Source organism: Micromonospora sp. ZG13 (assembly GCF_059359355.1).
Genome location: NZ_JCADBQ010000003.1, coordinates 183,485 through 209,855 on the forward strand (window position 1 = coordinate 183,485; position 26,371 = coordinate 209,855).

26 protein-coding genes, 1 tRNA gene and 1 other RNA gene are annotated in these 26,371 nt (G+C 74.6%); 6 read left to right on the forward strand and 22 right to left on the reverse strand.

The window, feature by feature from the left end; all coding sequences use genetic code 11:
- Window positions 1–62 precede the first annotated feature (62 nt).
- The 4 genes from AC5L34_RS08390 to AC5L34_RS08405 form a co-directional block, all read right to left on the reverse strand.
- Window positions 63–1,592, reverse strand: coding sequence for a hypothetical protein (locus AC5L34_RS08390; protein ID WP_494824361.1), 1,530 nt, complete (start codon window positions 1,590–1,592; stop codon window positions 63–65).
- 64 nt (window positions 1,593–1,656) lie between these two features.
- Window positions 1,657–2,766: a hypothetical protein gene (locus AC5L34_RS08395; protein ID WP_494824363.1), complete on the reverse strand. Its 1,110-nt coding sequence runs from the start codon at window positions 2,764–2,766 to the stop codon at window positions 1,657–1,659.
- Between the two features lie 92 nt (window positions 2,767–2,858).
- Window positions 2,859–3,278, reverse strand: coding sequence for a hypothetical protein (locus AC5L34_RS08400; RefSeq protein WP_441174259.1), 420 nt, complete (start codon window positions 3,276–3,278; stop codon window positions 2,859–2,861).
- Between the two features lie 300 nt (window positions 3,279–3,578).
- Complete coding sequence (locus tag AC5L34_RS08405) at window positions 3,579–3,812, reverse strand: zinc-ribbon domain-containing protein (RefSeq protein ID WP_089001858.1); 234 nt, start codon at window positions 3,810–3,812, stop codon at window positions 3,579–3,581.
- 107 nt (window positions 3,813–3,919) lie between these two features.
- Here AC5L34_RS08405 and AC5L34_RS08410 point away from each other — a divergent pair, with 107 nt between their 5' ends.
- Both AC5L34_RS08410 and AC5L34_RS08415 read left to right on the forward strand, forming a co-directional pair.
- Entirely contained in the window at window positions 3,920–4,285 is a 366-nt protein-coding gene (locus tag AC5L34_RS08410; protein ID WP_441174260.1) for a type II toxin-antitoxin system RelE/ParE family toxin, read from the forward strand.
- A complete protein-coding gene (locus AC5L34_RS08415; protein ID WP_494824366.1) occupies window positions 4,282–4,599 on the forward strand; it encodes a helix-turn-helix domain-containing protein in 318 nt (105 codons plus the stop codon). The genes AC5L34_RS08410 and AC5L34_RS08415 overlap by 4 nt, the downstream gene beginning before the upstream one ends.
- Window positions 4,600–4,672: 73 nt before the next feature.
- Here AC5L34_RS08415 and AC5L34_RS08420 read toward each other — a convergent pair whose 3' ends face one another.
- The 4 genes from AC5L34_RS08420 to AC5L34_RS08435 all read right to left on the reverse strand — a co-directional run bounded on the left by AC5L34_RS08420 (window position 4,673) and on the right by AC5L34_RS08435 (window position 8,930).
- A complete protein-coding gene (locus tag AC5L34_RS08420; protein WP_441174262.1) occupies window positions 4,673–5,551 on the reverse strand; it encodes an SRPBCC family protein in 879 nt (292 codons plus the stop codon).
- Window positions 5,544–6,101, reverse strand: a complete 558-nt coding sequence (locus AC5L34_RS08425) for a helix-turn-helix domain-containing protein (RefSeq protein ID WP_101414288.1) — start codon at window positions 6,099–6,101, stop codon at window positions 5,544–5,546. The genes AC5L34_RS08420 and AC5L34_RS08425 overlap by 8 nt, the downstream gene beginning before the upstream one ends.
- Before the next feature lie 88 nt (window positions 6,102–6,189).
- Window positions 6,190–7,533 (reverse strand): class I SAM-dependent methyltransferase, encoded by a 1,344-nt coding sequence (locus AC5L34_RS08430; RefSeq protein WP_441174264.1) that lies wholly within the window; start codon window positions 7,531–7,533, stop codon window positions 6,190–6,192.
- Complete coding sequence (locus tag AC5L34_RS08435) at window positions 7,530–8,930, reverse strand: FAD-binding oxidoreductase (protein WP_441174265.1); 1,401 nt, start codon at window positions 8,928–8,930, stop codon at window positions 7,530–7,532. Before AC5L34_RS08435 ends, AC5L34_RS08430 begins: the two co-directional genes overlap by 4 nt.
- A gap of 109 nt (window positions 8,931–9,039) precedes the next feature.
- On the opposite strand from AC5L34_RS08435, the gene AC5L34_RS08440 reads away from it, so the two are divergent.
- The gene (locus tag AC5L34_RS08440) at window positions 9,040–9,324 is read left to right on the forward strand and encodes a DUF427 domain-containing protein (RefSeq protein ID WP_363624043.1); all 285 of its coding nucleotides are present in this window, start codon (window positions 9,040–9,042) and stop codon (window positions 9,322–9,324) included.
- A 6-nt stretch (window positions 9,325–9,330) separates the two neighbouring features.
- On the opposite strand, the gene AC5L34_RS08445 is transcribed toward AC5L34_RS08440, so the two are convergent.
- The 7 genes from AC5L34_RS08445 to AC5L34_RS08475 all read right to left on the reverse strand — a co-directional run bounded on the left by AC5L34_RS08445 (window position 9,331) and on the right by AC5L34_RS08475 (window position 17,855).
- Window positions 9,331–9,795 carry a hypothetical protein gene (locus AC5L34_RS08445; protein WP_494824369.1) on the reverse strand — a complete coding sequence of 155 codons (465 nt, stop codon included), beginning with the start codon at window positions 9,793–9,795 and terminating at the stop codon, window positions 9,331–9,333.
- Between the two features lie 246 nt (window positions 9,796–10,041).
- On the reverse strand, window positions 10,042–11,997 hold the full coding sequence (locus AC5L34_RS08450) for a VWA domain-containing protein (protein WP_494824370.1): 1,956 nt from the start codon (window positions 11,995–11,997) through the stop codon (window positions 10,042–10,044).
- Window positions 11,998–11,999: 2 nt separating this feature from the next.
- Window positions 12,000–13,463 carry a magnesium chelatase ATPase subunit I gene (locus tag AC5L34_RS08455; RefSeq protein ID WP_441174267.1) on the reverse strand — a complete coding sequence of 488 codons (1,464 nt, stop codon included), beginning with the start codon at window positions 13,461–13,463 and terminating at the stop codon, window positions 12,000–12,002.
- Window positions 13,464–13,649: 186 nt separating this feature from the next.
- Entirely contained in the window at window positions 13,650–14,717 is a 1,068-nt protein-coding gene (locus AC5L34_RS08460; protein ID WP_494824371.1) for a hypothetical protein, read from the reverse strand.
- A 77-nt stretch (window positions 14,718–14,794) separates the two neighbouring features.
- Window positions 14,795–15,466: a response regulator transcription factor gene (locus AC5L34_RS08465; protein ID WP_357661184.1), complete on the reverse strand. Its 672-nt coding sequence runs from the start codon at window positions 15,464–15,466 to the stop codon at window positions 14,795–14,797.
- Window positions 15,463–16,707 carry a sensor histidine kinase gene (locus tag AC5L34_RS08470; RefSeq protein ID WP_441174269.1) on the reverse strand — a complete coding sequence of 415 codons (1,245 nt, stop codon included), beginning with the start codon at window positions 16,705–16,707 and terminating at the stop codon, window positions 15,463–15,465. The genes AC5L34_RS08465 and AC5L34_RS08470 overlap by 4 nt, the downstream gene beginning before the upstream one ends.
- A gap of 179 nt (window positions 16,708–16,886) precedes the next feature.
- A complete protein-coding gene (locus AC5L34_RS08475) occupies window positions 16,887–17,855 on the reverse strand; it encodes an aldo/keto reductase (RefSeq protein ID WP_363898467.1) in 969 nt (322 codons plus the stop codon).
- Window positions 17,856–17,930: 75 nt separating this feature from the next.
- Here AC5L34_RS08475 and mgrA point away from each other — a divergent pair, with 75 nt between their 5' ends.
- Complete coding sequence (gene mgrA / locus AC5L34_RS08480) at window positions 17,931–18,926, forward strand: L-glyceraldehyde 3-phosphate reductase (protein WP_441174270.1); 996 nt, start codon at window positions 17,931–17,933, stop codon at window positions 18,924–18,926.
- Between the two features lie 13 nt (window positions 18,927–18,939).
- Here the strand turns inward: mgrA and AC5L34_RS08485 are convergent, their stop codons facing one another.
- The 3 genes from AC5L34_RS08485 to AC5L34_RS08495 all read right to left on the reverse strand — a co-directional run bounded on the left by AC5L34_RS08485 (window position 18,940) and on the right by AC5L34_RS08495 (window position 20,877).
- Complete coding sequence (locus tag AC5L34_RS08485; RefSeq protein ID WP_157747210.1) at window positions 18,940–19,881, reverse strand: phytanoyl-CoA dioxygenase family protein; 942 nt, start codon at window positions 19,879–19,881, stop codon at window positions 18,940–18,942.
- Between the two features lie 221 nt (window positions 19,882–20,102).
- A tRNA-Ala gene (locus tag AC5L34_RS08490) sits at window positions 20,103–20,175 on the reverse strand.
- 111 nt (window positions 20,176–20,286) lie between these two features.
- Complete coding sequence (locus AC5L34_RS08495) at window positions 20,287–20,877, reverse strand: YqgE/AlgH family protein (protein WP_089001872.1); 591 nt, start codon at window positions 20,875–20,877, stop codon at window positions 20,287–20,289.
- Between the two features lie 151 nt (window positions 20,878–21,028).
- On the opposite strand from AC5L34_RS08495, the gene AC5L34_RS08500 reads away from it, so the two are divergent.
- Together AC5L34_RS08500 and mdlC are read left to right on the forward strand one after the other, a co-directional pair.
- The gene (locus AC5L34_RS08500) at window positions 21,029–21,832 is read left to right on the forward strand and encodes an S-methyl-5'-thioadenosine phosphorylase (RefSeq protein ID WP_494824374.1); all 804 of its coding nucleotides are present in this window, start codon (window positions 21,029–21,031) and stop codon (window positions 21,830–21,832) included.
- 58 nt (window positions 21,833–21,890) lie between these two features.
- Window positions 21,891–23,486 carry a benzoylformate decarboxylase gene (mdlC, locus tag AC5L34_RS08505; RefSeq protein WP_441174272.1) on the forward strand — a complete coding sequence of 532 codons (1,596 nt, stop codon included), beginning with the start codon at window positions 21,891–21,893 and terminating at the stop codon, window positions 23,484–23,486.
- 141 nt (window positions 23,487–23,627) lie between these two features.
- On the opposite strand, the gene AC5L34_RS08510 is transcribed toward mdlC, so the two are convergent.
- The 4 genes from AC5L34_RS08510 to smpB form a co-directional block, all read right to left on the reverse strand.
- Window positions 23,628–24,590 carry a hypothetical protein gene (locus AC5L34_RS08510; RefSeq protein ID WP_494824376.1) on the reverse strand — a complete coding sequence of 321 codons (963 nt, stop codon included), beginning with the start codon at window positions 24,588–24,590 and terminating at the stop codon, window positions 23,628–23,630.
- Window positions 24,591–24,630: 40 nt separating this feature from the next.
- On the reverse strand, window positions 24,631–25,101 hold the full coding sequence (locus AC5L34_RS08515) for a hypothetical protein (protein ID WP_441174274.1): 471 nt from the start codon (window positions 25,099–25,101) through the stop codon (window positions 24,631–24,633).
- Window positions 25,102–25,355: 254 nt separating this feature from the next.
- Window positions 25,356–25,731: a transfer-messenger RNA gene (gene ssrA, locus AC5L34_RS08520) on the reverse strand.
- A gap of 106 nt (window positions 25,732–25,837) precedes the next feature.
- Window positions 25,838–26,317, reverse strand: coding sequence for an SsrA-binding protein SmpB (smpB, locus tag AC5L34_RS08525; protein ID WP_088979560.1), 480 nt, complete (start codon window positions 26,315–26,317; stop codon window positions 25,838–25,840).
- Between the last annotated feature and the right edge of the window lie 54 nt (window positions 26,318–26,371).

The window sequence follows — 26,371 nt, forward strand, 5'->3', positions numbered from 1 at the left end:
CTCGCAAAGCCTCCACCGAGGACAAATGGCACCCAACCAGCCTGTGTCCGATCCGCGTCCCCTCAGGACCACTCTTCCGTCGGGTCGTCGTCCGGAACCGGCCCGGCCGAGCCGACGCCACCTGCCGGGGCGGCGGCCGGCGGGCCGCCGTGCGTCCACGGTGTCTCCTCCGGCGCCGGGAACGTCCCCGCCGGCATGAACGCGTCCGACAGGGTCGTGTAGCAGAGCCGCTCCCCCACCTCGGGCACGCTGCCCGGCGGCGCGGTCAGCCCCCGCCCCATCCCGCCGGAGAGCTCCAGCACCACCTCGGTCTTGCCGTCCGGCGCCGGGGTCACGAAGACCACCCGGGCCTTCTGCGCCGGCCGGGCCGGCGAGTACAGCGCCGCGCCGGTCGGCATCGGCACCGGCTCGGTGGTCACCAGCTGGATCCGGGGGCGCAGCACCGGCCGCTTGCCGGTGTCGTCCACGCGCTTCGGGTCCGCCAGGGTCACCTCGCCGACGAACGCCTCCCCGGTCAGCCGGTGCTCCGCCATCACCAGCGGGTCGTCGTAGGCGCGCTGCACCGCGTACGAGGTCAGGGCCCGTTCGAGCCGGTGCAGCCGCTGGGCGGCGGTGACCGCCCCGTCCCGGCGGGGCTGCGGCGCGCCGCCGGCGTCGACGTGCTCGGCGTAGCCGGTGAAGGCGTCCTTGTCGCCGTCCCACCGGCCGGGCACCCGGGCGCCGGGCGGCAGGGCACGCAGCAACCCCACGCCGCGCCACATCAGCTCCCAGGTGGGCGCGAGCTGCTCGTGCAGCAGGCGCCGCAGCTCCGCGTACGCCCCGGCGCGCGCGACCGGGTCGTACTCGGCGGCGGTGTACGCGGCGATGGCGGGGGCGAGGAGCGTGTTGTCGAAGTCGGGGTCGGTGGCCGGGCCGGCGGGCGGGCAGGTCGCCGGGTCCTCGGCCCGGGTCGCCGCCTCGGCGCCGGTGAGCCCGGCGGGCGGGTCGATCCAGCCGAGCAGCGCCGGCAGGTGCAGGTCCTCCACCACGCTCTGCCCGGTGGCCCAGTGCAGGCTCAGCGCGTCGGTCATCGCCAGCAGTGCCGACGAGCCCGGGTGCTCGGCCCGCTCGGCGAAGAAGGTGAGCCAGCGCCCGAGCACCGGCACCGACGGGTGCACCGGATACTCCCCGTCGGGGCGGCGGAACCGGGTGGAGCGGCCGAGCAGCCGCAGGAAGGTGATCCCGGCGGGGTTGGGCACCAGCAGTTGCGGGGCGTCGACGTGGCGGTACCGCACGTCCCGGCCCCGGTCGACCGGCACCGCCTCGGAGACGCCCCGGAACCCGTCCAGGTGGGGCAGCACGATCGCGGCCAGCTCGGCGGCGAACGCGAACCGCTGGTCGCGGTTGCGGGGCTGCGGCACGATCAGCAGCCGCGCCGCGTCCGGCGCGTCGCCCACCAGTGCCGCCAGCGGCGCGTTCGCCTCGCCGGCCATCGCCAGCGGCACCAGCACCAGCGGCCGCTCGGACAGGTGCAGGTGCCGGACGGTGGCGACCGGCTGGGCCACGCCGGCGGCCAGCGCCTGGGCCCGGGCGAACGCGCGCAGCGTACTCACGCGTGCCCACCCCGTCCGGCGGGCGCGGCGCTCGGCGTGGTCGGTCGGGGCGCGTGGGGCGTACTCATGCGGGGGTCCCGGTGAGGGCGTCGGCGCGCAGCCGGGCGGCGGCCCGCAGCAGCGCGGCGGCCTCCTCCTGCCCGGGCTCCGGGGTGCGCTCACCGGCGGCCAGCGCCAGCACCTCGTCGACCTCGGCGATGCCGCCGAGCGCCTCGCGGACCGGCCGGCCCAGCGCCCCGGTGTGCCCGCGCGCCTCGTCGCGGCAGAAGTACGCCAGCTCGCAGGCCGCCAGGCAGTCGGGCGCGTAGCGGGCCGTCACCCCCGACAGCGCGGCGAGCAGCGCCGCGGGCTCGGCCGTCACGTCGGCGGTGAAGTCCCCGGGCACGGCGGCCAGCAGCGCGTCCAGCCGGGCCATCCGGTCGAGCTGGCGACGCAGCACCAGCAGTTGCTTGCGCACGTCGACCAGGCTGGCCACCGGCTGGTTGGCGAAGTCGCGCGGGCAGACCAGCACCGCGTCGTGCGACACCAGCTCCGGGTCGTGGCCGGCGGCGGCGAGCAGCTCGCGCAGGGCCAGCACGTAGACGGCGGCCTGGATGGCGGCGGCGGACACCTTGGCCGGGTCGGCCTGGCCGTCGACCACCGGGAACGACTTGATCTCGACGACGTGGAACCGGCCGGCGAGCCGGGCGGCGACCAGGTCCGGCTCCAGGTGCACCCGGCGGCCGGCGACGTCCAGGCCGAGCAGCGGGTGGTCGAACAGCGCGGCGGTGTCGTCGGGCCCGCCCGGGGTGGCGTCGGTCAGCAGCGCGGCGGAGCGTCGGTGCCGGGCGGCCGTGTCGTCCTCGACGCCGTCGCCGAGGTCCGTCCAACTCGCCGCCGCCGGCACCGGTACGCCCAGCCGCTCGGCGACCAGCCGCAGCAGCTCGGCCCCGCCGTCGGCCTTGACCTGCGCCTCGAACGCGTTGCCCCGGGTGATGGCGAACCGGGACTGCCCGAAGCGGGCCGGGAACCCGATCCGCTCGGCCAGTCTGGGCTTGTCCACCCCGGCGCCGTCCAGTACGGCCCGCCGGGTGCAGCCCGGGTTGCCGGTCAGGGCGGCGATGGTGCGGGCGTTGTGCCGCCTCGGTGGCACGCCGCCGCGGATCGCGGCCAGTCGTTCCTCGGTGCTCGTCACGATCCGCCACGATAGGCGGTTCCCGCCGCCCGTGCCCGGCGCCGCCCCGGCCGGTGGCACCCGCCGCAGGGGCCGACCGGGACGGAATCGGCTCAGAGCATGGTGGTGAACGGCCCCAGGACACCGCAGCAGAGCAGCCCGAAGACGCCGAGCGTGAGCAGCGCGATGCTGTAGTTCGACCAGAGCCCGAACTTCGTCACGTCGGTGCCGTACCCGTCGTAGGCGCGGTTGCGCCAGCCACCGAAGCGGAACGACAGGTGGTACGCCACGCCGGGCTGGGCGACCAGTGCGGTGGTGATCAGCGGCAGGCCCAGGAAGTCGGTGTACCGGACGTCGTGCGGCCCGGCGGGGATCACCACGTGCCAGGTGCCCTCACCGGGGATCGGCACCGACTGGCCGTCGATCTTGAACTTGCTCGTGGTCGGTGCGGGCACGATGTAGGGGCCACGGTTCACCGAGACGACGAGCACCGCGTAGCCCGGCGGGGGCGCGATCGGGTGGGGGTACACCATGGGCGTCACGGGGCCGGGCATGTGCGGGTACGACGCAGGAGGGGGGTACGACACCGCCACATCCTGGCACGACCCGACCAGCCTGCCGAGAGCTGACGGATCACGGACCGGTCAGCGCCCGGCGGAGCGGTTCCAGGGCGAACGGGGCAGGGCGGTGCCGGCCAGCGGTCGGCGGTCGCGGCGACGGCGGCGACGTCCGGGAGTGCACGGCGGCCGGGAGACGGTGTGCACCGGGGCCGGCGCGGGCACGGCGGGCTGCCGGCCGATCAGCCAGCAGAGGAAACGGGCCATCGGTGGTGTTCAGCCGACGGGGAGGCGCTCGGCCTCGGCGCGGGAGATGTCGTACTGGACGCCGCAGAAGGTGCACTGCTGCACGTAGCGGGTGCGGATCGGGATGATCGGCACGAAGAACAGGCTGAACTTCGTCGACCGGCGCGTGATCACCTGCGCGGCGTGGTTGCGGCAGTTGCGGCAGACCTGCTGCACCACGCCGGACTGGCTGACCTTGGTACGAAGGCCGAAGATGAAGAACATCGCCCTTCACTACCCACCGGAGGCCCGACTATCACCTGTGAATTCTCCGCTTTCCGCGAAGGGAAGCATGCCCGGGACCAGGGTATAGCATTAGCTATACTCGGCTCGTGGAGCAGGAGGAGTGGGACATCTTCGTGGTCGACGAGGTTCGCGAGTGGATAGACGACCTCGATCCCCCGACCCTTGCGCGGGTCGTCCACGCCATCGACGCCCTGGCCGAGGCAGGGCCGGGACTCGGCCGGCCGCTCGTCGACACCATAACGGGGTCGGCGATCGCGAACCTCAAGGAGCTGCGGCCAGGCTCGGTCCGTATCCTCTTCGTCTTCGACCCCTGGCGTTCCAGCATCCCGCTCGTCGCCGGCGACAAGGCGGGACAGTGGGACAGCTGGTACCGACAGGCCATTCCACTGGCCGAGCAACGCTATGAGATCCACCTGAAGGAACGGGCACAGCAGGAGGGGGGACGACGGTGAGCAGCCACGTGCGCTGGAAGGACGTCCGGGCGGAGTACGTGCGCCGCGCCGGGGGCGAGGATGCGGTGCGGGCCGGCAAGGAGGAACTCCTCGCCGAGGTCGTCGGGCATCGCCTGGCCGAGATCCGCCGCGCCAGAGGGTTCACCCAACAGCAGATCGCTCAACGGATGGGCGTCACCAAGGGCCGCGTCTCCCAGATCGAGCAAGGCAGGATCTCGGGCCAGGACGTGGTGGCCCGCTACGCGGCGGCCCTGGGCGGGCGACTGCACCAGGCCATCTACTTCGACGACGGCGACATCGCCGCCATCGCCTGACGGCGCCGAAGGTGCCCGGCCCGCGCCACAGGCCAGGCACCTTCGGTCGCACGGCGCGCCCCGGGGGCGTACGTCAGCTCGTCGCCTTCGCGGACTCGGGTTCCAGGCCCGGCACCTCCGCCGGGAGCCAGATGGGCTGCCAGTCCTTCATCTCGTGGAAGCGGCGCAGCTCGAACAGCCCCGAGACCGACCCGGCCCAGGCCCCGTACGGCGGGTTCTGCTCGTCGAAGCCGGACTGCACGAAGGTCAGCTTCGTCTTGCCCTGCGACTCGGCCAGTTCCCAGGTGCTGACGCCCGTCGGCCCCCAGTCCACCGACAGCTTCCGGTCGGGCTCCAGGTCGACGACCTTGGCCGCGTAGCCGGACTCGAAGCCGCCCATGGCGTAGCGCCCGCCGACCCACGGCTCGATGCCGATCGGGTAGCCGAACCAGGCGCTGGCCTGCTCGGAGTCGGTCAGCGACTCGAACACCTTCGCCACCGGCGCGTCGATCAGCAGCTCGCCGCGCATCTCGGCGGAGGTGAAGTCGACCTTCGGCAGCAGCGGCTGACCCTCCAGGTGGGCGGCCAGGTTGGCGATCGACAGGCTCCAGAACGTCTGGAGCACGCCGCGGATGGTGCTGCCACTCATCGCCTCGGCGAAGTCGAAGTGGCTCTGGGTCAGGGTCAGCACGGTGGTGTCGGGGCCCTCCGGGCGCAGGGCGAACTCGGTGGTGGTCTCGACCCCGTCGAGCAGCCAGGCGAAGCGCAGCGTGTCGTCGTCGACGTGCAGCAGCCGCTGGTGCGGCGCGTCGCCCTCCGGGGTGTGCCGGCCCCAGAACTCGTACCGTCGCGGCAGCTCGACCTCGGCGTGCTCGGCGAGCCAGACGCGCAGCTCGGCCGGGTCGGTCAGGGCGCGGCGGACGGCCTCGGCGGGCGCGGCGAGCCGGACGGGCAGCCTCATCGGTTCAGTCACGGTCTTTCCCCTTCGGATAGCAGGCCACGGCGAGTTTGAAGGCGTCGCCCTCGGCGCCCCCGTAGCGCGTGAACAGGTCCCGCAGAGTGCTCTGCAGGTCGTGCAGGAACTGCTGGCGCAGCTCCGCCGGCACCCGGATCTCGCCGGCGACCCCGATCGAGGGGAGCTCGGGGGCGGCGCGGTCCAGCCCGGCGATGTCCTCCTGGACCTCCTCCATCAGGTCCAGCAGGTGGCCGAGGCTCAGCTCGTCGCGGGCGCGGCGCAGGCCGATCCGGCCGACCAGCCGGGGCGACAGCCAGTAGGACCGGGCGGCGGCCTGGTAGATGCCCTCGGTGATGCCCCGGACCTTGCGCTCGTCGACGAGCTCGACGAGCCCGGCGGCGACGAGCTGCTTGACGTGGTAGTAGACGCGCTGCGGTGTCTGCTCCAGCCGGGTGGCGACCTCGGTGCAGGTGCGCGGTTCGGCCAGTTGACGCAGCACCTCGACGCGGTGCGGCTTGAGCAGGACCTCGGCCTGCTCGATCTGTTCCAGGTACAGGACGTCTCTCATGGCAAAATCAGTTTGTACGTACAAAATCTGTTTGTCAATTGGTTCGACGACAGCCGCGCCGACGGGCGGCGCGGCTGTCGGACGCGGATCAGGGCAGCCAGTCGGGGCGCAGCGGATAGCCGCTCGCCCCCTCCGGGCCGTTGCGGGTGGCCAGCACCTGGTGCAGCTGGATGCCGTTGCGCTCGAAGGCCAGCCGGGAGCCGGCCATGTAGAGACCCCAGACCCGGGCCGTGCCCGCCCCCACCTCGGAGACGCAGAAGTCCCAGTGCGCCACGAGGTTGCGGCACCAGGCGGCCAGGGTCAGCGCGTAGTGCAGCCGCAGGTTCTCCTCGTGCTGCACCTCCAGCCCGACGTCGTGGATCTCGCCGACCAGGCGCCCCGGGCCGGCCAACTCCCCGTCCGGGAAGACGTAGCGGTCGATGAACGCGCCCGAGCGGTGCGGCGCGCGGTTGTCGGCCCGGGTGATGCAGTGGTTGAGCAGGCGGCCGTCGGGCCGCAGCCGGTCCCGCAGGGCACCGAAGTAGGTTGGGTAGTTGCGTACCCCGATGTGCTCGGTCAGGCCGATCGAGGAGACCGCGTCGAACTGCTCGCGCGGCGCGTCCCGGTAGTCGAGGTGGCGCACCTCGGCCAGGCCGGTCAGCCCCTCCCGCTCGATCGCCGCCCGCGCCCACTCGGCCTGCGCCCGGGACAGGGTCACCCCGAGCGCCTTCACCCCGTACTCGCGGGCCGCGTGCCGGACCATGCCGCCCCAACCGCAGCCCACGTCGAGCAGCCGCATCCCCGCCCTGAGCGCCAGCTTCTGGGCCACCAGGTCGTACTTGGCCGCCTGCGCCTGCTCCAGCGTGTCGTCGGGCGAGCGGAAGACCGCGCAGGTGTACGTCATCGACGGGCCGAGCACCTTCTCGTAGAAGGCGTTCGAGACGTCGTAGTGGTGGGAGATCGCGGTGCTGTCCCGCAACCGGGAGTGCCGCAGCCCGTTCATCAGGCGCTTCCAGCGCGGCTGCGCCTCCTGCGGCGGAGGCGGCGGCGGCATCAGCCGCTCCCAGCCCAGCCCGCGCACCAGGGCCAGCCCCTCGGCCAGCGACGGCGTACGCAGCCGCAGCTCGTCCTTGAGCACCCGCAACGCCTCGTACGGGTCGCCCGGGTGCACCCCCTGCAACGCCAGGTCGCCGCCGACGTACGCCCGGGCCATGCCCAGGTCGCCCGGCGCGGTGAGCAGGTACGTCAGGCCCCGTTCGGAACGGATCGACAGGGTGATCCCGGCGTCGGCCGGGCCCACCGCGCTGCCGTCGTACCCGGTGACCCGCACCGGGAGGGCCCCGGTGGTCAACGCGCGGACGACGTCCGCCACGGTCGGACCCGGGCGCCGGCTCCCCGCCGGCGGGCTGGCGGGAGCGCTCGCCGCCCCCTGGTCTCGATCGGTCAGGCTCATGCTCGTGCTACCGCCTTCTCGTACAGTCCGGTGAGCCGGTGGTCCGGGTCGTAGCGGTCCCTCACCGCGCGCCACGTCGCGCCGCCGTAGAGCCGGTCGAAGGAATCCCGGTCGTAGTACGCGTCGGAGTAGAGCGACTTGTGGCCGCCCAGCTCCGACACCATGCGCTCGATCGCCCGGTTGACGTCGCCGTCGGCGGCGCCCTCCTTGATCGGCACGCTGCCCCAGAAGCCGATGTTCACGTAGTTCTGACCGGCCCGGAGCGGATACAGCGGCCAGGCCCGACCCGATCCGGGACCGGCCGGTTCGCGCAGCCGCAGCGGGCACAGCCAGACCGGGGTCATCCCGACCGTGCCGGCGAACCAGCGCAGGAACTCCGCCGTCCGCTCCAGCGGGATCTCCACGTCCTGTACCACCCGCTCGCGCGCCGGCTGACCGCGCAGGCGGTCGATCCGGGCGGCCACGCCGTGCCGGTGCTCCAGCCGGACCAGCCGGTGGTAGACGTCGCTGCGTCGCCACCGCGCCGGCCAGACCCGCCGGAGGACCGGGTGCTGCACCCCGAACGCCGCCGAACACCAGAACCAGTCGGTGTCCCAGCGCCAGAGATAGTCGTACGTGGTCAGTGCGTCGCGGGTGCGCCGGCGCAGCGACCGGTAGTAGATGTCCTGTCCCGTGTAGTCGCTCGCCGCCGGCACGTCGTCGGTGAAGGTGCCGAGCACGAGGTACGCCTCGCCGGGGCTGAACATCACCCCGTCCATCACGTCCACCGCCTCCCCGCCCCAGGACCGGGTCGCGGTGACCTCGGCGAGCGCGTCGGCCAGAGCCTCCAGCCGGGTGAAGCGGACGTTGCGCAGGGCCACGAAGCGGCGTACCGGCTGAAGCTCGATGCGCAGCCGGGTGGCGTAGCCGAGGCTGCCCAGCGAGTTGGGGAACGCCGCGAAGAGGTCGGCGTGCTCCCCCTCCGGACGGGCGGTGACGAGCGCACCCGCCCCGGTCAGCACGTCCATCTCGACCACCGACTCGTGCGGCAGGCCGTTGCGGAACGAGGTCGACTCGATGCCGAGCCCGGTCACCGCCCCGCCGAGGGTGATGGTGCGCAACTGCGGCACCACCAGCGGCATCAGCCCGTGCGGCAGGGTCGCGTCGACCAGGTCCTCATAGGTGCACATGCCCTGCACGTCGGCCGTGCGGGCGACCGGGTCGACGGCGAGCACGCCGGTGAGCCCGGTGACGTCCAGACCCGGCGCGCGCGGGGCGGACCGGGGGCGGAACAGGTTGGAGGTGCGCTTGGCGAGGCGCACCGGTTCGCCCGCGGGCACGGCCGCGTACGACCGTCGCAGCCGGGCCACCGCGCCCTCGTGGTCGACCGGATGATGATCCACACGGACCGCACACATGCGATCACTGTACGCGCCGCGGCGCCCATCGCGGGGGACGCGACCAGGCGCGTCCGCGACATGACCGGACGACTGGCCGCAGCCGGCCGACCGGCATAGCGTGGGAGCCATGCCGAGAGCCGTCTGGAACGACCTGGTCGTGGCCGAGAGCGACGACACCGTGCTGGTCGAGGGGAACCACTACTTCCCGCGTGCCGCCCTGCGCGACGACCTCGTCCGCGAGTCCGACACGCACACGGTGTGCCCGTGGAAGGGCACGGCGTCCTACTACACCCTCGAACACGAGGGCCGGACCAGCGCCGACGCGGTCTGGTACTACCCCGAGCCGAAGCCGGAGGCGGAGCAGGTCCGCGACCGGGTCGCCTTCTGGAAGGACGTCCGGGTCGTCGACTGACGAGGCTCAGCCGGCGCGCAGCATGCGCAACTGGGCCAGGTGCTTCGGCAGGTGCACCCGGGTGTGCAGGTCCAACGTGCGGGCCCAGGGCAGCAGCTCGTCCACGACCAGGTCGAAGCCCTCGCGCAGGTGGGTCTCCACCGGGGTCTGGGCCGCCGGGCCGAGCCGATCGGTCAGGGCGCAGAGCTTCTGGCTCGTGGCCCGCAGCAGGGTGGCCAGCCCGTCGAGCCCACCGCACTCGGCGACCAGCGCGTCCACCTGGGGACGGTGGATGGTCTCCAGGTCGTAGTACGCGAACGGCGAACCGGCGAGGACCGCCTCGGTCGCCTCGGTCATCAACTCGTCGTTGGCGGCGAGGTGCGCGACGATCTGCTCGGCGCTCAACTGCCCGGCCGGCGGCACCCCGAACCCGCCCGCCTCGACCTCCGCGAGCACCTCCGCGTACGCCCCCCGCAACGCCCCGCTGTCCATGTCCCCAGTCAATCCCGGCCCGCGCTGTCCGGCCCGGCGTTCCCGCGGACGGTTCACCCGGAAGGGACCGGCTGGAACGCGTGCCGGAACGCCGCAGGCCGAAGGGCTGATCGAGCGCTGTCGAGCTGCCCCGTCAACAGGACCAGGGGCAGCGGCCGGCAGCTCGACAGCGTTCGAGGTGGTACCACCCTGAGCCGAGCCGAGCCGAGCCGAGCCGCAGCCGCTCGGTTCCGTCGAATCCGCCGGTCAGCGCCGTCGGGGCTGGCGGGTGCGCAGGTAGTCGGAGACCACGTACTCGCCGAGGTCCTCCAGGTCCGGCGTGAACATGCGGCCCTTCGAGCGGCGGGCCACCGCATCGACGAAGCGGCGCAGGCCGGGGTCGTCGCCGAGCATGAACAGGTTGAGCGTGGCGCCGTAGCGGGTGAGCCGGTCCACCTCGCGTACGGTCGCCTCGATCGTCTCCGGCAGCGGCGGCCAGTGGAACAGCGCCTCCCCGTCGTCCGGGTCCAGGTGGGCGGTCGGCTCCCCGTCGGTGACCACCAGCACCACCGGCTCGGCGTCCGGGTGCCGCCGCAGGTGCCGGGCGGCCAGCCGCAGCGCGTGCTGGAGGTTCGTCCCCTGCCGCAGGTCGGGCTCGACGGCAGCCAGCTCCTGCTGGGTCAGCGGCAGCGCCTCCAGGCCGAATCCGACGATCTGCAACGCGTCCTGCGGAAACCGGGTCGCCATCAGGTGCGCCAGCGCCAGCGCGGTCTGCTTCATCGGGCCCCACCGGCCCTGCGAGATCATCGAGTAGGACAGGTCGACGCAGAGCACCACCGCCGCCGAGGCCCGCCGCTCGGTCTCGACCACCTCGAAGTCCTCGACGGCCAGCTGCACCGGCACGCCGGAGCCGGCGCGGCGGACCGCCCGGGTCAGCGTCCGCACCACGTCGAGGGGCTGCTCGTCGCCGTACCCCCACGGCCGGGAGCCGCCGCTGACCTCGCCGGCGGCGCCCGCCGCGCGCAGGTCGTGCTGGCCGCGCGGCCCGGCCGTCAGGTCGGCGAAGACGCGCCGCAGCGCCGTGCCGCCGAGCCGGCGCAGCGCCTTCGGGCTCAGGGTCAGCCCGTCGGCGTCCCGGCTCACCCAGCCCTGCCGGCGCAGCTCCCGCTCCAGCTCCCGCAGCCGGCGTACGTCGTCGGCGGCGTCCCGGCCCAGCGTCCGGGCCACCGCGTCGACGTCGACGTCTTCCAGGGTGGCGCCCGGATGCTCCTGGTCGAGCTGGTCCAGCAGCTCGTCCAGCTCGGCGATCTCGCCGAGCGCGCCGGCGGCCTCGCCGTAGCCGAGCGGCCGCTCGCCCCGCACCCGCTCGCCCGGGCCCCGGTGCAGGTCGGGGCGGAGCGCGCGCAGGTTGGCGTCCAGCGCGGACAGCTCCCCGGCGAGCCGGTCGCCGAGCGACTGCCGCATCAGGCCGGCCAGTTCCTCGCGCTGGCGCTCCGACAGCGAGCGCATCAGCCGCTCGCCGGCGGCCGACCGCCGGGCCAGTACGTCGACCAGCTCGTCGACGTCGGCCGGCTGCTCCGGGAAGAACTCGCCGTGCCGGCGCATGAACTCGGCGAAGGCGTCGGTGGTGTCCTCCGACCGGGCGTGCCGGGCGAGCAGGTCGTTGAGGTCGCGCATCATCTCGGCCAGCCGCTGCTGGGCGGCCGGGTCCGCCGAGGCGCGCACCGCGTCGCGCAGCCCGGCGAAGCGCTGGCCGAGCACGTCGTCGCGCAGCCCGTCGAGGATCCGCTGGTACGTCTCGCGGGCTTCGTCGCTGGCCCACCGGTAACCGGTCAGCTCCTCCACGGCCCGGGCCGTCGAGCGGGGCAGGTTGTCCAGCACCGCCTCGGCGAACCGCGCGTCGTCGTCGCCGCGCCCGCGCAGCTCGTCCCGCTCGGCGGCGAGCGCCTGGTCGAGCAGGGCCCGGGCCCGGGTGACGGCCCCGTCCAGGTCGCCCCGGCGCAGCGCCTCCCGACGCAGCCGCCTGGCCCGGGCGGCGAGGTCGTCGAGGCCGCCGCGCCCCTGGGGCCCGTGCCGCAGCAGGCCGCGCAGCGCCTCCCGCAGGCTGCCGCCGGCCAGCACCTCGGCGCCGACGGCGTCCACCGCCCCCCGCACGTCGTACGGGGGCGCGAGCGGGTCGGGGCCGCCCCGCCACTGCCCGTACCGGAACCGGTTGCCGGCCATGCTCAGGCCCGGCCGCCGTAGCGGGTCCGGCCGGAGTCGGTGACGTCCTTGCCGAGCCGCCGGGTCAGGTGCAGCCCTTCCAGGACGAACTCCACGCCGGCCGCCGCCTGCTCGGGGCTGGGCGCGTCGCCCAGCCCCAGCCGGTCCAGGGCCTTGGCGAGCCCGGGTACGGTGCCCACCTGGCGCAGCAGCTCGGCGGAGCCGACCAGCTCCCCGGTCTCGATCACCGCGTCCCCGTCTACGAGGGCGGTGAAGCCGGAGAGGTCCAGCCCGGCCAGCCGGGCCCGGAACGTCTCGGCGGTCGCGGTACGCAGCAGGTGGCCGAGGATCTCCACCTCCCGGCCCTCCTCGCCGCTCTCGAACTCGACCTTGCCGCGCAGGGTCGACGTCACCGGCACCGCGTCGCCGACCCGGGCGACCGGTGCCTCGGGGCGTACCCCCTCGGGGGTGTCGGCGACGGCCAGCAGGCCGGCGCGGCGCAGCGCGGCGGCGGCGACCGTCTCGGCGGCGGCGATGGCGAAGCGGGCGGAGACCCCGGAGCGAGGGTCCACCGACGGCGACTCGCGCACCGCGCGGGCGAACCGCGCGAGGACCTCCAGCACGTGCTCCGGCACCTCGGCGACCAGGTCGGCCTCCTGCCGGATCAGGGCCAGCTCCAGGTCGAGGTCGACCGGGTAGTGGGTGCGGACCTCGGCGCCGAAGCGGTCCTTCAGCGGGGTGATGATCCGGCCCCGGTTGGTGTAGTCCTCCGGGTTGGCGCTGGCCACCAGGAACAGGTCCAGCGGCAGCCGCAGCTGGTAGCCGCGGACCTGGATGTCCCGCTCCTCCAGCACGTTGAGCAGCGCCACCTGGATCCGCTCGGCCAGGTCGGGCAGCTCGTTGACGGCGAAGATGCCCCGGTTGGTGCGCGGGACGAGCCCGAAGTGGATGGTCTCCGGGTCGCCGAGGGTGCGCCCCTGGGCGATCCGGATCGGGTCGACGTCGCCGATCAGGTCGCCGACGCTGGTGTCCGGGGTGGCGAGCTTCTCGCCGTAGCGCATCGAGCGGTGCAGCCAGGCCACCGGCAGGGCGTCGCCGGCCTCGGCGACCAGCGCCCGCGAGGCCGGGGTGAGCGGGTGCATCGGGTGCTCGTTGAGCACCGAGCCGGCGATCACGGGGGTCCACTCGTCGAGCAGGCCCACCAGCGAGCGGATGAGCCGGGTCTTGCCCTGGCCCCGCTCGCCGAGCAGCACCATGTCGTGCCCGGCGAGCAGGGCCCGCTCGACCTCGGGCAGCACCGTGTCGTCGTATCCGACGATGCCGGGGAAGCGGTCGGCGCCGGAACGCATCCGGGCCAGGAGGTTGTCGCGGAGTTCCCGCTTGACCGTGCGGTACGCGTGGCCGGCCGCCCGCAGCTCGCCGAGCGTGCCGGGCAGGTCGGCCGGTGGGGCCGGGGTAACCGGGGAAGGCGCAGTCACCCGACCCACGCTAGCTCACGAGGCGACGCGGCGACCTCGTCGAAAGCTCACTCCCTATCCCGGACGGCGGCGGGCGGGGCGCCGCCGACCGGCCGCTCGCCCGCACGGCCCGTCGACGACACCCCCCATCCGCCACGCGTCCCGGGCCGGGCACCCCCCGTCAGGTCCCCCGGCCCGCAACCGCGTGCGGCGGCCTCAGCCGCGCCCGCAACGCCGGCAGGCGCCCCGGCGGCGCAGGTGGTACGCGTACGTGGCGGCGCCGAGCGCGACGCCCCAGAGCGGCCAGAGCAGCATCGGGGCGGTGGCCAGGCTGAGCCCGCCGGAGAAGTCCCAGAAGTCGGGGCTGGCGAGCAGGCCGAGGCTCGCCGCGGTGACCGCCACCGCGACCAGGGTCGCCGGGACGACGGCCAGCGCGACCGGCACCGGCCGCCCGGCCAGGCCCACCGTCCAGCGCGGGAACCGTTCCCCCCACCGCTGCACCAGCCCGAGGGTGAGCACCGCGCCCACCAGGGCGAAGCCGCCCAGCCCGGCACCCGCCCAGACCAGGCCCGACTCCCGCATCTCGTCGAGGAACGACCGTTCGATGCCGAGCGGGACGTCGAGCGCCCAGGCGAGCCGGGTGACCGCGTACAGGGCGGGGATGGTGGCCGCCGTCCAGGCCGCCACGCGTCCCCAGCGCGCGGCCGAGGCGGGCGAGGTCCAGCCGTGGTCGACGCCGTCGCGACCGCACGCCGGGCAGGCGCCGGCGGTGCGCCGCTGCCAACGCAGCGCCGCCCCGGCCAGCAGCACCCCGCCGACCACGGCCGCGAACCGGACGGACAGCGCCCAGGTGAACACCTCGGCGTAGTCGACCGGCGGCCAGCCGAACGGCGCGCCGACGAGCAGGATCGGGGCGTAGCCGAGGATCGTCAGCACCCCCACGTCCGGCACGACGACGGCGAGCAGGAAGGCGACGGCCCAGGCGTACGCCAGCAGCAGGGTGCGCAGCGGCCGGGCCGGGCTGCGGGCCGGCCCGGTCATGGCGAGCGCGGCCACCGCGGCGCCGAGCAGCAGCACGGCGAACAGGGGTGGCCCGAGGTCGGTGGGGACCAGCCGGAGCAGGTTGGCCTCGCCGCCGCGCGGATCGTTCGCCCCGAACGGGTAGCCGGCGCCGGTGACGGCGCTGACCAGGGCGAGCAGTCCCCAGAGGCCGAGCCAGCCGGCGGCGACCGGGGCGAGCCGGTCGAGGGCCGGTCGGTGGGTGGGAGCGGTGGTCGTCGTCATGCCTCCCAGCCTCGGCCGACGGGCCGCGCCCGCCCTCCCGTGCGGCGGTGAACCGGCTCCCCCTCGGGAGGGAAAGCTCAGCCCGACGGGGTGACGAATCCCGACTCGTACGCGGCGATCACCGCCTGGGTGCGGTCGCGTACGCCGAGCTTGGCCAGCACGTTGCCGACGTGGGTCTTCACGGTCTCCACCCCGACCACCAGGTGCGTGGCGATCTCCGGGTTGGACAGTCCCGTGGTCATCAGCCGCAGCACCTCGGCCTCCCGGTCGGTGAGCCGGGCGGACGCCAGCCGGTCGGCGCCCCGCCCCCCGTACGCCCCGGCGAGGCGGCGGATGGCGGCGGGGAAGAGCAGCGACTCGCCCCGCGCCACCACCCGGACCGCCTCCACCACCTCGGCGGGCCGGGCCCGCTTGAGCAGGAATCCGCTGGCCCCGGCGCGCAGCGCCTCGTAGACGTACTCGTCGTTGGCGAACGTGGTCACCACGAGGACCCGGGGCGGGTCGGCGGAGGTGGCGAGCAGCCGTCGCGTCGCCTGGATGCCGTCGATGCCGGGCATCCGCACGTCCATCAGCACCACCTGCGGGCGCAGCCGGGCCACCAGCGGCGGCACCTCCGCGCCGTCGGCGGCCTCGCCGAGCACCCGCAGGTCGGGTTGGGCGTCGAGGATCGCCCGCAGCCCGACCCGGATCAGCTCGTCGTCGTCGACGATCAGCACGCCCGTGCTCGGCGTCGCGGTCCCGGTCGTCATCGGCCCTCCTCGAACGGCAGCCGCACCCGGATGCGCCAGCGGTCGCCGTCCGGCCCGACGGTCAACCGGCCGCCCAACAGCAGCACCCGTTCCCGCATCCCGTCCAGGCCCCGGCCGCCCCGGCCCGGGTCCGCGCGGCGCGGCCGGCCCAGCGCGTTGTCCAGCTCCAACTCCAGCGCGTCGGCGTGCACGTCGAGGCGCAGCGCGACCGGCCCCCGGCCGTACCGGGCGGCGTTGGTCAGCCCCTCCTGGACGATCCGGTAGCCCTCCCGGGAGACCGCCGCCGGCAGGTCGGCCGGGTCGCCGGTGCGCCGGGCGTCGACCGGCAGGCCGGCCGCGCGGGTGTCGGCCACCAACCGGTCCAGGTCGGCGAGCGTACGCTGCGGCGCGGGCGCCGCCGGCCGCCCGTCGGGCTCGCGGAGCAGCCCCAGCACGTGGTCGAGGTCGTCCATGGCCCGTCGCCCCGCCTCCTCGATCGCGCCGAGCGCGCGCCGGACGAACTCCGGGTCCCGGTCCAGCAGCTCGCGGGCGGCCCCGGCCTGGAGGGTGGCGACGGTGAGGGCGTGGCCCACCGAGTCGTGCAGCTCCCGGGCCAGCCGGTTGCGTTCGGCCAGGCGCGTGGCGCGCGCCTCCAGGGCCGCGATCCGTTCCGCCGGGGCCGGGCCGAGCAGCACGGGGGCCATCGACACCGCCAGCGCGCCCAGCCCCGCCACGGCGTAGCCGAGCGTCACCAGCACCACGACGCCCGCGACGGTCAGCCAGCCGGTGTCCCGCCCGTCGAGCGGCCCGAACCGGTCGCCGCCGGTCATCCCCGTGTCGAGCCCGAACTGCTGCCCGATGAAGGCCAGCGCCATGGGCACGGCGCTGAACAGCGCGGCCACCACGAGCCCGCCGCTGATCAGGTGCAGCCCGATCCAGAGCGCCGAGCGCAGCCGGGTCTCCCGGTCGGCGGCGTGCCCGGGGGCCGGGTCCGGCAGGTCGACGCCGAGCAGGGTCCGCGCGGCGGCGATCTCCAACGCCCGGGGTCCGTCGAGGAAGACCGGGACCGCCGCGATGGTCGCCGCGACGGCGAGCAGGGACAGCACCAGCGGCCGGGGCACGTCCGAGCGGGTCAGCATCTGGGCGAAGGCCACCGCGAGCAGCACGTACGGCAGCGCGAGCACCCCGCCGAGCAGCAGGAACACGCCGCGCCGCCAGGTGCTGGCGGCCACCAGCGGGGCGACGACCGTGCGGGGCTTCACCGGCCCATTCTGTCCCGGTCCCGCCCCGGGCCGACTCCCCCACGTCGGGGAGATCGGCGGACGGGCGGGCCGCCCGGCCGCCCCGGCGCCCACCCGGCCGGGTGTGGCCCGACGCCGGTCAGCTCAGCGGCGGCCAGCTCGACGCCGTCAGTCCGGCGGCGGTGTGTCCGGCGGCGGGGTCACCGGCCGATCCGGGCCCGCAGCAGGCGGGGCGCCGCCGCGAGGCCGGTGATCGGGCGGAACTCCTTGGCCGCCCGCGCGAGCGCGGCGTGTTCGTCGTCGGCCAGGTCGATGTCGGCGGCCGCCGCGTTGCGTTCGACCTGCTCCACGCCGGACGCGCCGGGGATGGCCAGCACGTTCGGGTGGCGCAGCAGGTAGGCCAGGGCGATCTGGCTGGGGGTGGCGTCGTGGGCGTCGGCCACCTGCCGCAGGGTCTCGATCAGGGTCGCGCCGCGTTCCAGGTTCTCGGGCAGGAAGTACGGGTTGGCCCGGCGTACCGCGCCGCTCGGCGGGTTCTTCGCGTCGTAGCGGCCGGAGAGGAACCCCTGGGCGAGCGGGCTGTACGCGATGACGACGCGGCCGGCCTGCTTCGCGTACGGCAGCAGGTCGTGCTCGGGCCCACGGTCGATCATGCTGTAGCGGACCTGGTTGCTCAGCACCCGCCGGCCGAGCGCCGCCTCGGCGACCTGCCAGCGGCGCAGGCCGTAGTTGCTGACGCCGACCTCGCCGACCAGCCCGACGTCCTGCAACGCGCGCATGCCGCGCATCGTGGTGTGGTCGGCGACCAGCGGGTTGGCCTGGTGCACCTGGTAGAGGTCGAGGTGGGTGACGCCGAGCCGGGCGGCCGAGGCGACCGCCCGCTGCTGCACCACCGGGGCGACCGGCAGGATCGGGAAGATCTTGGTGGCGAGCACCACCTTCTGCCGGTCGTCGCCGAGGGCGTCGCCGAGGATCCGCTCGCTGCGGCCGAAGCCGTACAGCTCGGCGGTGTCGAAGACGGTGATCCCGAGGTCGACGGCGCGCCGGACGATGTCGGCCGCCCGGCGCTCGTACTCGGGGCCGTAGCCCCACTCCCGGGACCCGAACTGCCAGGTGCCGAGGCCGATCTTGGACAGGGGCTTCGGGGTGTCGAGCTCGACGAAACGCATGGCCCCGAAACTACCCCGGCGTCCGTTGTCCCAGGCCCGTTCGCCGCGCGTCGGCGGCCGGCGGGGCTAGGCTCGGTGACCGTGACCTACCTCGCCGCGGACCAGCGCTACGACAAGATGACCTACCGGCGCAGCGGACGCAGCGGGCTGCGGCTGCCCGCCATCTCGCTCGGGCTGTGGCACAACTTCGGCCCCGACCGGCCGTACGAGCGGCAGCGGGACATCGTGCGCCGCGCCTTCGACCTCGGCGTGACCCACTTCGACCTGGCGAACAACTACGGGCCACCGCCGGGCGCCGCCGAGGAGAGCTTCGGCCGGATGCTCGCCACCGACCTGAGGGCGTACCGGGACGAGTTGGTCGTCTCCACCAAGGCCGGGTACCTCATGTGGCCCGGCCCGTACGGCGAGTGGGGCTCGCGCAAGTACCTGGTCTCCTCGCTGGAGCAGTCGCTGCGCCGCCTCGGGCTGGACCACGTCGACATCTTCTACTCGCACCGCTTCGACCCGGACACCCCGCTGGAGGAGACGATGGGCGCCCTGGACGCCGTCGTGCGGGCCGGCAAGGCGCTCTACGTCGGCGTCTCCAACTACGACTCGGCGCAGACCGAGCGGGCCGCCGCGATCCTGCGCGACCTGGGTACGCCGCTGCTGATCAACCAGCCGTCGTACTCGATGTTCAACCGGTGGACCGAGGACGACGGCCTGCTCGACACGCTGGAGCGGGTCGGCGCGGGCTGCATCGCGTACAGCCCGCTGGCCCAGGGGCTGCTCACGGACCGCTACCTGGGCGGCATCCCCGAGGATTCCCGGGTGCGCACCAGCGTCTTCCTCAGCGAGGGCGACCTCGACGAGGCCAGGATGGCCACCATCCGGGCGCTCGGCGCGGTCGCCGAGCGGCGCGGCCAGTCGCTGGCCCAGCTCGCGCTCGCCTGGGCGCTGCGCGATGCCCGGATGACCAGCCTGATCATCGGGGCGAGCAGCGTGCCGCAGCTGGAGGCGAACATCGCCGCCCTCGACAACCTCGACCTCGGCGCCGACGAGCTGGCCGAGATCGAGCGTCACCTCGGCTGAGCCGGCGGCGTCCTCAGTAGATGTCGGCGTACGGCGACGCCCGGGAGAAGGCCCTGAGCACGTCGAGGTCGTAGCCCTCCTCGAAGTTGGTCAGCTCGGTCAGCAGGTCCTCGGGCTCGTAGCGGTAGCGGCCGGCCCAGGTCTCGAACGACTCGACCCGGGCCGGGTCGGCGGCGCTGAAGCAGCGGTAGCCGCGCGGCGAGTTCCGGATCACCTCGTCGACGGCCGGGGCGAACCGGATGTCGATGTTCCACCGGATGCGGTCCGACACGTTGGGCGTCGAGCGGTGCAGCGTCGTGTCCGTGAAGATCACCACGTCGCCGGGCTCCATCCGGGCCGTGCTGACCGGGCCGTCCCCGACGGCCTCGTCCGACGTGCCGTACTCGCCGTTCGGCAGGCGGTCGCGGGAGATCCAGCCCCGGGTGTGCGAGCCGGTGACGAACTGGAGGCAGGCGGTGTCCTCGTCGACCGGCACCAGCGGGATCCACGCCGACAGCAGCGGCCCGACCGACGGGTCCCAGCCCTTGTAGTAGTAGGCGTCCTGGTGCCAGGCGACCTGCTGGGTACGGCCGTGGGGGTCACGCGGCCGGGCGTTCCACACGCCGTGCGCGTAGACCTCGTCACCGATCAGGCTGCGCACCGGCCCGAGCAGCTCCGGGGTGCGCCACAGGTCGTACACCGGGCGTCCCACCAGGATCCGCCGCCAGGCGGCCGGCACGCGGACCTGGCTGGACTCGATCAGGCGCAGGTAGCGCTGGTCGTACGGCAGGTCGGCGAAGGTCTCGGTGACCACTCCCCGCTGCTGCCACTGCCGGGCGAGGTGGTCGACGACGCGGCTGAACGAGCCGTGCAGCGCGTCGAGCGTCGCGGTGGGGAGCACGCCCCGCAGGATCAGGTGCCCGTCGCGCCGGAACTGCTCCGACTGCTCGGCTGTCAACGCGTGGGGGTGATCCACCATCGGCTCCTTCGCGGCGCGCCACGGGATCGGCCCCACCACCGGGCGGGGAAGGGCCTCCAGTGCGGCGATCGTGGCACGGGCGCCGACGGGCGACAACGCCTCATTCGTGGGACGGAACCCCTATTCCGCTCGCCGTCGGCGGGCGGCGGTGCGGGACCACGCCGGAAAGCCGAAAGCCCTGGGGCGGGACGACTCCCGCACCAGGGCTTTCGCAAGGGTGGAGCCGAGGGGACTCGAACCCCTGACCCCCACACTGCCAGTGTGGTGCGCTACCAGCTGCGCCACGGCCCCTTGCCTCGTCCCGGTCACCCGGGCACGAGAGAACTATACACAGCGCCCGTCGCATGGTCATCTCGCGGGGGGCCACCCGTCGGCGGGCGCGGCACCCGGGCGTCCCGGCGTTCAGTTGAGCGCCACGTCCGGCGGGAAGTGCGCGACCGCCGCCATCATGCCGCCCTGACGGCGCAGCACCATCGGCCACAGGTCGTCCGGCCGGTCGACGAAGGCGTCGCCGGGCAGCGCGTCGAGGACGAACCAGGAGCCGTCCTCGATCTCCTGCTCCAACTGCCCCGTGCCCCAGCCGGAGTAGCCGGCGAAGACCCGGATGCCGGTGATGCCCTCGCGCAGCGGCCCCGGGTCGACGGAGAGGTCGAGGGTGCCGACCGCCCCGGAGACCTGGTGGAATCCCCTTAGCCGCTGCACCGGGTGCCGCATCCGGGCCAGGCAGATCGCCGAGTCGGGCTGCACGGGGCCGCCCTCGAAGAGCACCGCCGGGTCGCGGGCCAGGTCGCTCCAGTCGCCGAGCACGTCGGCGACCGGCACCTCGGTGGCCCGGTTGAGCACCACACCGAGGGCGCCGCCAGGCTCGTGCGCCACCAGCAGCACGACCGTACGGTCGAAGTTCGGATCCTTCAGCGCCGGCGTCGCGACCAGCAGCCGCCCGGTCATCGACCCCGTCGCCCGCCCGCCGATGGCCTGCCCCTCTCCCTGCATGCCGGACACCCCGTCAGACCGACCGGACCGGGACGCCCGGGGGCACCGGTGTCATCCGCGCTGTGAACGCCATGCCTGGCACCATAGCTTGCCCCCGGGGCGGTGGTTAAGGTCTGACGGTCGGTTGATCGACAGACACGAGGGAGGACCGATGGGTCCCACGGCGGAACTCGCGGTGATCGGTGGCTCAGGGCTCTACGCACTGCTCGACGGCGCGACCGAGCACGTGGTGGAGACGCCCTACGGGCCGCCGTCCGACGCCGTCACCGTCGCCGAGGTGGGCGGGCGGCGGGTGGCGTTCCTGCCCCGCCACGGCCGCGACCACCGCCACCCGCCGCACCTGATCCCGTACCGGGCCAACCTCTGGGCGCTGCGCTCGCTCGGCGTACGCCAGGTGCTCGCCCCCTGCGCCGTGGGCGGCCTGCGGCCGGAGCTCGGGCCGGGCACGTTCGTGGTGCCCGACCAGCTGATCGACCGCACCAGCGGGCGGACGCAGACCTACTACGACCGGGGCGCGGTACACGTCTCCTTCGCCGACCCGTACTGCCCGGCCGGGCGGCGTACGCTGCTGGCCGCCGCGGCCGGCCGGGACGTGCCGGCGGTCGACGGCGGGACGGTGGTGGTGGTCGAGGGCCCGCGCTTCTCCACCCGGGCCGAGTCGCGGTGGTACGCCTCGATCGGCGGCGCGGTGGTCAACATGACCGGCCACCCGGAGGCGGTGCTCGCCCGCGAGCTGGCCCTCTGCTACTCCTCGATCGCCCTGGTCACCGACCTGGACGCGGGCGTCGAGGGCGGCGGGGCGGTGACGCAGGAGGAGGTGTTCCGGGTCTTCGGCGAGAACACGGACCGGCTGCGGGGCATGCTGCTGGCGGCCGTCGCCGAGCTGCCGACCGAGCGGGACTGCGACTGCGGGCGCGCGCTGGACGGCATCACCCTGCCCTTCGCGCTGCCCTGAGGCGCGAGGGGGGCGAAAGGCCCGGACCGCCCGAGTCGTCCCGATAGATTGGGAGACGATGGCTACGGTCCGCGACACCACGTACGACCTGCTCCGTGCCCTCGGCCTGACCACCGTCTTCGGTAACCCGGGCTCCACCGAGGAGCCGTTCCTGCGGGACTTCCCCGACGACTTCCACTACGTGCACGCCCTGCACGAGGCGTCGGCCGTCGGCATGGCGGACGGCTACGCGCAGGTCACCGGCCGGCCGGCGCACGTCAACCTGCACACCGCCCCCGGCACGGGCAACGGCATGGGCAACCTGGTCACCGCGTGGCACAACCGCACCCCGCTGATCGTCACCGCCGGCCAGCAGACCCGGGAGATGCTGCTGGCCGAGCCCCGGCTGACCAGCCGGCGGGCCACCGAGCTGCCCCAGCCGTACGTCAAGTGGAGCCACGAGCCGGTGCGCGCGCAGGACGTCCCGGCGGCGCTGATGCGGGCGTACGCGACGGCCGTGCAGCCGCCCGCCGGGCCGGTCTTCCTCTCGCTGCCCCTCGACGACTGGGCGCAGCCGTCCGGCCCGCCGCCGGCGGTGCGGACGGTGGCCACCCGGTTCGCCCCCGACCCGCACCGGCTGCGCGAGTTCGCCGACGTGCTGGCCGCCAGCCGCGCGCCCGTGCTGGTGCTCGGCGCGGCCGTCGACCGGGCCGACGGCTGGCCCGCCGCCGTGGCGCTGGCGGAGCGGCTGGCCGCGCCGGTCTGGTCGGCACCCGCCCCGGAGCGGGCCGCCTTCCCCGAGGACCACCCGTTCTTCCGGGGAGTGCTCCCCTTCGCGATCGGGCCGCTGTCGCAGGCCCTGGACGGGCACGACACCGTGCTGGTGGTGGGGGCGCCGGTGTTCCGCTACTACCCGCACGTGCCGGGCGAGCACCTGCCCGCCGGGGCGCGTCTGCTGCACGTCACCGACGACCCCGACGAGGCGGCCCGGGCCCCCGTGGGCGACAGCCTGCTCGGCGACGCCGGGCTGGCCCTGGCCGCCCTGGTCGACCTGCTCCCGGCGGCGGACCGGCCGGCGCCGCCGGCGCGCCCCGACCCGCCGCCGCCGGCCGACGGGCTGCCGCTGGAACCCGACGCCCTCTTCGCCGCCCTGGCCCGGCACTGGCCGGCCGACGGGATCCTGGTCCAGGAGTCGCCGTCCAACCTGCCGGCGCTGCGCCGCCGGCTGCGCGCCACCCGCCCCGGGTCGTACTTCACGATGGCCAGCGGCGGCCTCGGGTACGGCCTGCCGGCGGCGGTCGGCGTCGCGCTCGCCCAGCGCGACACCGGACGGGGACGGCCGGTGGTGGCGGTCATCGGGGACGGGTCGTTCCACTACTCGGTGCAGGCGCTCTGGACGGCCGCGCGGCTGCGCCTGCCGCTGGTCGTCGTGGTGCCGGTCAATCAGCAGTACGCCATCCTGAAGGCCTTCGCCGCGTTCAAGGACACGCCCGGGGTGCCCGGGCTGGACCTGCCCGGGCTGGACCTCACCGCCATCGCCCGCGGCTACGGCTGCGCCGCCACCGTCGCGCAGACCCCGGAGCAGCTCGGCGAGGCCCTGGCCGCCGGGCTGCACGCGGACGGCCCGACGGTGCTGCCGGTGCCGGTCAGCACCGAGGTGCCCCGCCTCCTGTGAGCCGCCCGGTCCGCGCCGGGCGGCCCGCTCCGTCAACTCCCAGCGCGGCGCCGATCTCGCCGGCCCGGGACGGTGGCGTGACTGCCCTGTGCCGGCGGCTGCGCGAGCGCGGGGGTCCGGCCAGGACCGGCACCCGGCGCGTCAGCTCGACGCGAGGCGCAGCGGCGCGCCGGTGAGCACGTCGAGGACCGGCCGGCCACCCAGCGGCGCCTTCAGCGTGGCGGTGACCGGTTCGAGCTTCAGCATCGAGTTGCACACACCGGTGGCGGTGACCACGCTGCCGCCCACCACCACGACGTCGTCGCGCTCCTGCACCAGCGGCGTGATCCCGGTGTCGCAGCTGCCCACGCCGAGCCGCCAGGTCAGCTCGGCGCCGTCGACGGACTGGACGTCCTGGGCGCCGACCACGCCCTGCGGGGCCGGGCCGGCCGGCGGGGCGGGCTCGGGCGGTGCGCTGACGGCCTGCGGCGCCACGGCGAGCCGGGCGACCGGCGCGGCAAGTTCCTCGACGGTGAACAGCCACGCCGGCACCTGCGCCTCGCCCCGGCTGGTGCGCACGGGCGCGGTGCCCAGCTTCACGGCGGTGACCGTGAGCGGAACGCAGGCGGTGTGCGGGGCGCTGCTCACCGGGCCGTCAGGGCCCGGCTCGATGGTGGGACCACCGCCGGGGAGCTTCGGCCCGGGGTCCCGGGGACGGCCGTCGCACGGCGGCGGGTCGCCCTGGTCGAGCTGCCCGTACGCGGTGGCGGCGCTGACCAGCGGGACGCTCAACGTGCCGTCCGGGAACCGGATGGCGCCGTCGGCGGGCTTCGCGGTCGGCAGGTCGATCTGGTCGCGGTACCAGCCGCTGCGGAAGGCGACCCTGGTCTCCTCGGTGAAGCCCGGGTCGCCGACGAGCACCGTCGGGTCCTGCAACGGCACGTAACCGGACTTCCACGCGGGGAGCGGTCGCCACGCGTCGGCCACCTCGGTGGCCCGCTGGGCGAAGGCGTCCCGGCGCGGGTCGGCGGCGGGCGCGTCGACAGCGGGGTCGGAGCCGGCCGGCGCGCACCCGGCGACGATCATCAACAGTGGAAGGCCCAGCAGGGCGGCGGTACGGCGCATGTCGGTTGGACGCCGGCACGCGCACGCCGGTTCCCCGCGATCAGGTCTCTCCGCCGAGATCCGTCTCGTACGCCTCCCAGAGCAGGTCCGCGCCGCGCTGCCGGTGCCCGGCGAGGACCCGCAGCAGGTACCCGGCCCGGCCGAGCAGGTCGTCGACCGAGGCGTCCGGCGCCTCCGCCGCGTGCTGGAGGGCGGCCAGCGCGGCGGTGATCACGACGTGCTCCCGGGCCAGCAGCCGTACGCCGCGTGCCAGCCGGGGCGCCTGGCCGAGCAGCTCGGCGTACAGGCCGGCGGGCCCCTCGGTGACCCGGACGTGCTCGGTGAAGCTCCGCCGCACGGGGCCCAGCCCCACGAGGAGGCGTTCCCGCCAGCGCGGTTCGGCCGGCGCGGCGGCCAGGGCCCGGGCGAGCGGGTGCAGGTCCCCGAGCCCGGTGACGGCGGGCCGGCGCGCGGCGGGCGGCCGGAGCCCTCCGGAAAGGGTGGGCGGCTGCTGGATCGGACCGGTGACCATGGGCACCTCCCGCGTCGCGTCTGACCGCGTACAGCGATGGTGGACCCGCCGCGTCGCCCTGTCCAGGGGCCGGCCCCACCTCATCCGTCCCGCCCGCCCCACCTGTCCCCTGAGGCCCAGCAACCTCACAGCACGGGACGGCCCGGCGGCACCACGGCCCAGGGCGGCCCGGCGGCGCCACGGCCCAGGGCGGGCGGCCGGGGCCGGACACGACGATGCGCCCCGGTCGCGTGGACCGGGGCGCATCGTCTGGGTGGTGGAGGTGCCGGGAATCGAACCCGGGTCCTTCGCCGGTTTGTCAGGGCTTCTCCGAGCGCAGCTCGCTATGCCTCTACTCGGCCCCACCGCTCACGCGAGCAAGTTGGTGTGACGGGCCCAGTCGCTGATTGATCTCGCCGCACGGACCCCGCGACCGGGTCCGATTGGCCAGCCTTCTAGCTGATGCCGGCAGACTGGGTCGAAGGCACTCCCAGGCCGACAGACTCACTACTCGCCTCAGGCGGCGAGAGCGAAGTCAGCGCGATTGTTCTTGGCGCTTATTGGTTTCCGACGACCGATTCTCGAGACGACGTCGGCTTCCTCGGCTCGCTTCCCCTGTCGCTGCGTACGAAGTCGAAACCAGTCACCCCCTCGACAGGCCGCCCATGTGGCGGCACCGACAAGCGTAACGCCTACCGCAACGGGTTTCATCCCGAGCCCCGGGGGCTGACGCGCCGACCGGGACGAATGCGACAGATCAGTCGTCCATTCCCTTGCCACGCCGACCGGCGACCCGGGCGATCTCCCGGTCCGCGTCCCGCTTGGCGAGGTCCTGCCGCTTGTCGTACGACTTCTTGCCCTTCGCCAGGGCGATCTCCACCTTCGCCCAGCCGTCGGAGAAGTAGACCTGCAACGGCACCATGGTCAGGCCGCCCTCGCGGGTCTTGCCGATCAGCCGGTCGATCTCCAGCCGCTTGAGCAGCAGCTTGCGGGTCCGCCGGGGCTCGTGGTTGGTCCACGTGCCCTGCGTGTATTCCGGGATGTGCATCCCGTGCAGGTAGAGCTCGCCGTTGCGCTCCTGCGCGAACGCGTCGACCAGTGACGCGCGCCCGGCCCGCAGCGACTTGACCTCCGTGCCGGTCAACGCCATGCCCGCCTCGTAGGTGTCGAGGATCGCGTAGTCGTGCCGGGCCTTCTTGTTGGAGGCGACGACCTTGCGTCCCTTTTCCCGTGGCATCGGCGCCACCCCCTTTCCGGTGATCCGCGCCGGACGTCACCGGCCGCGGGGCGG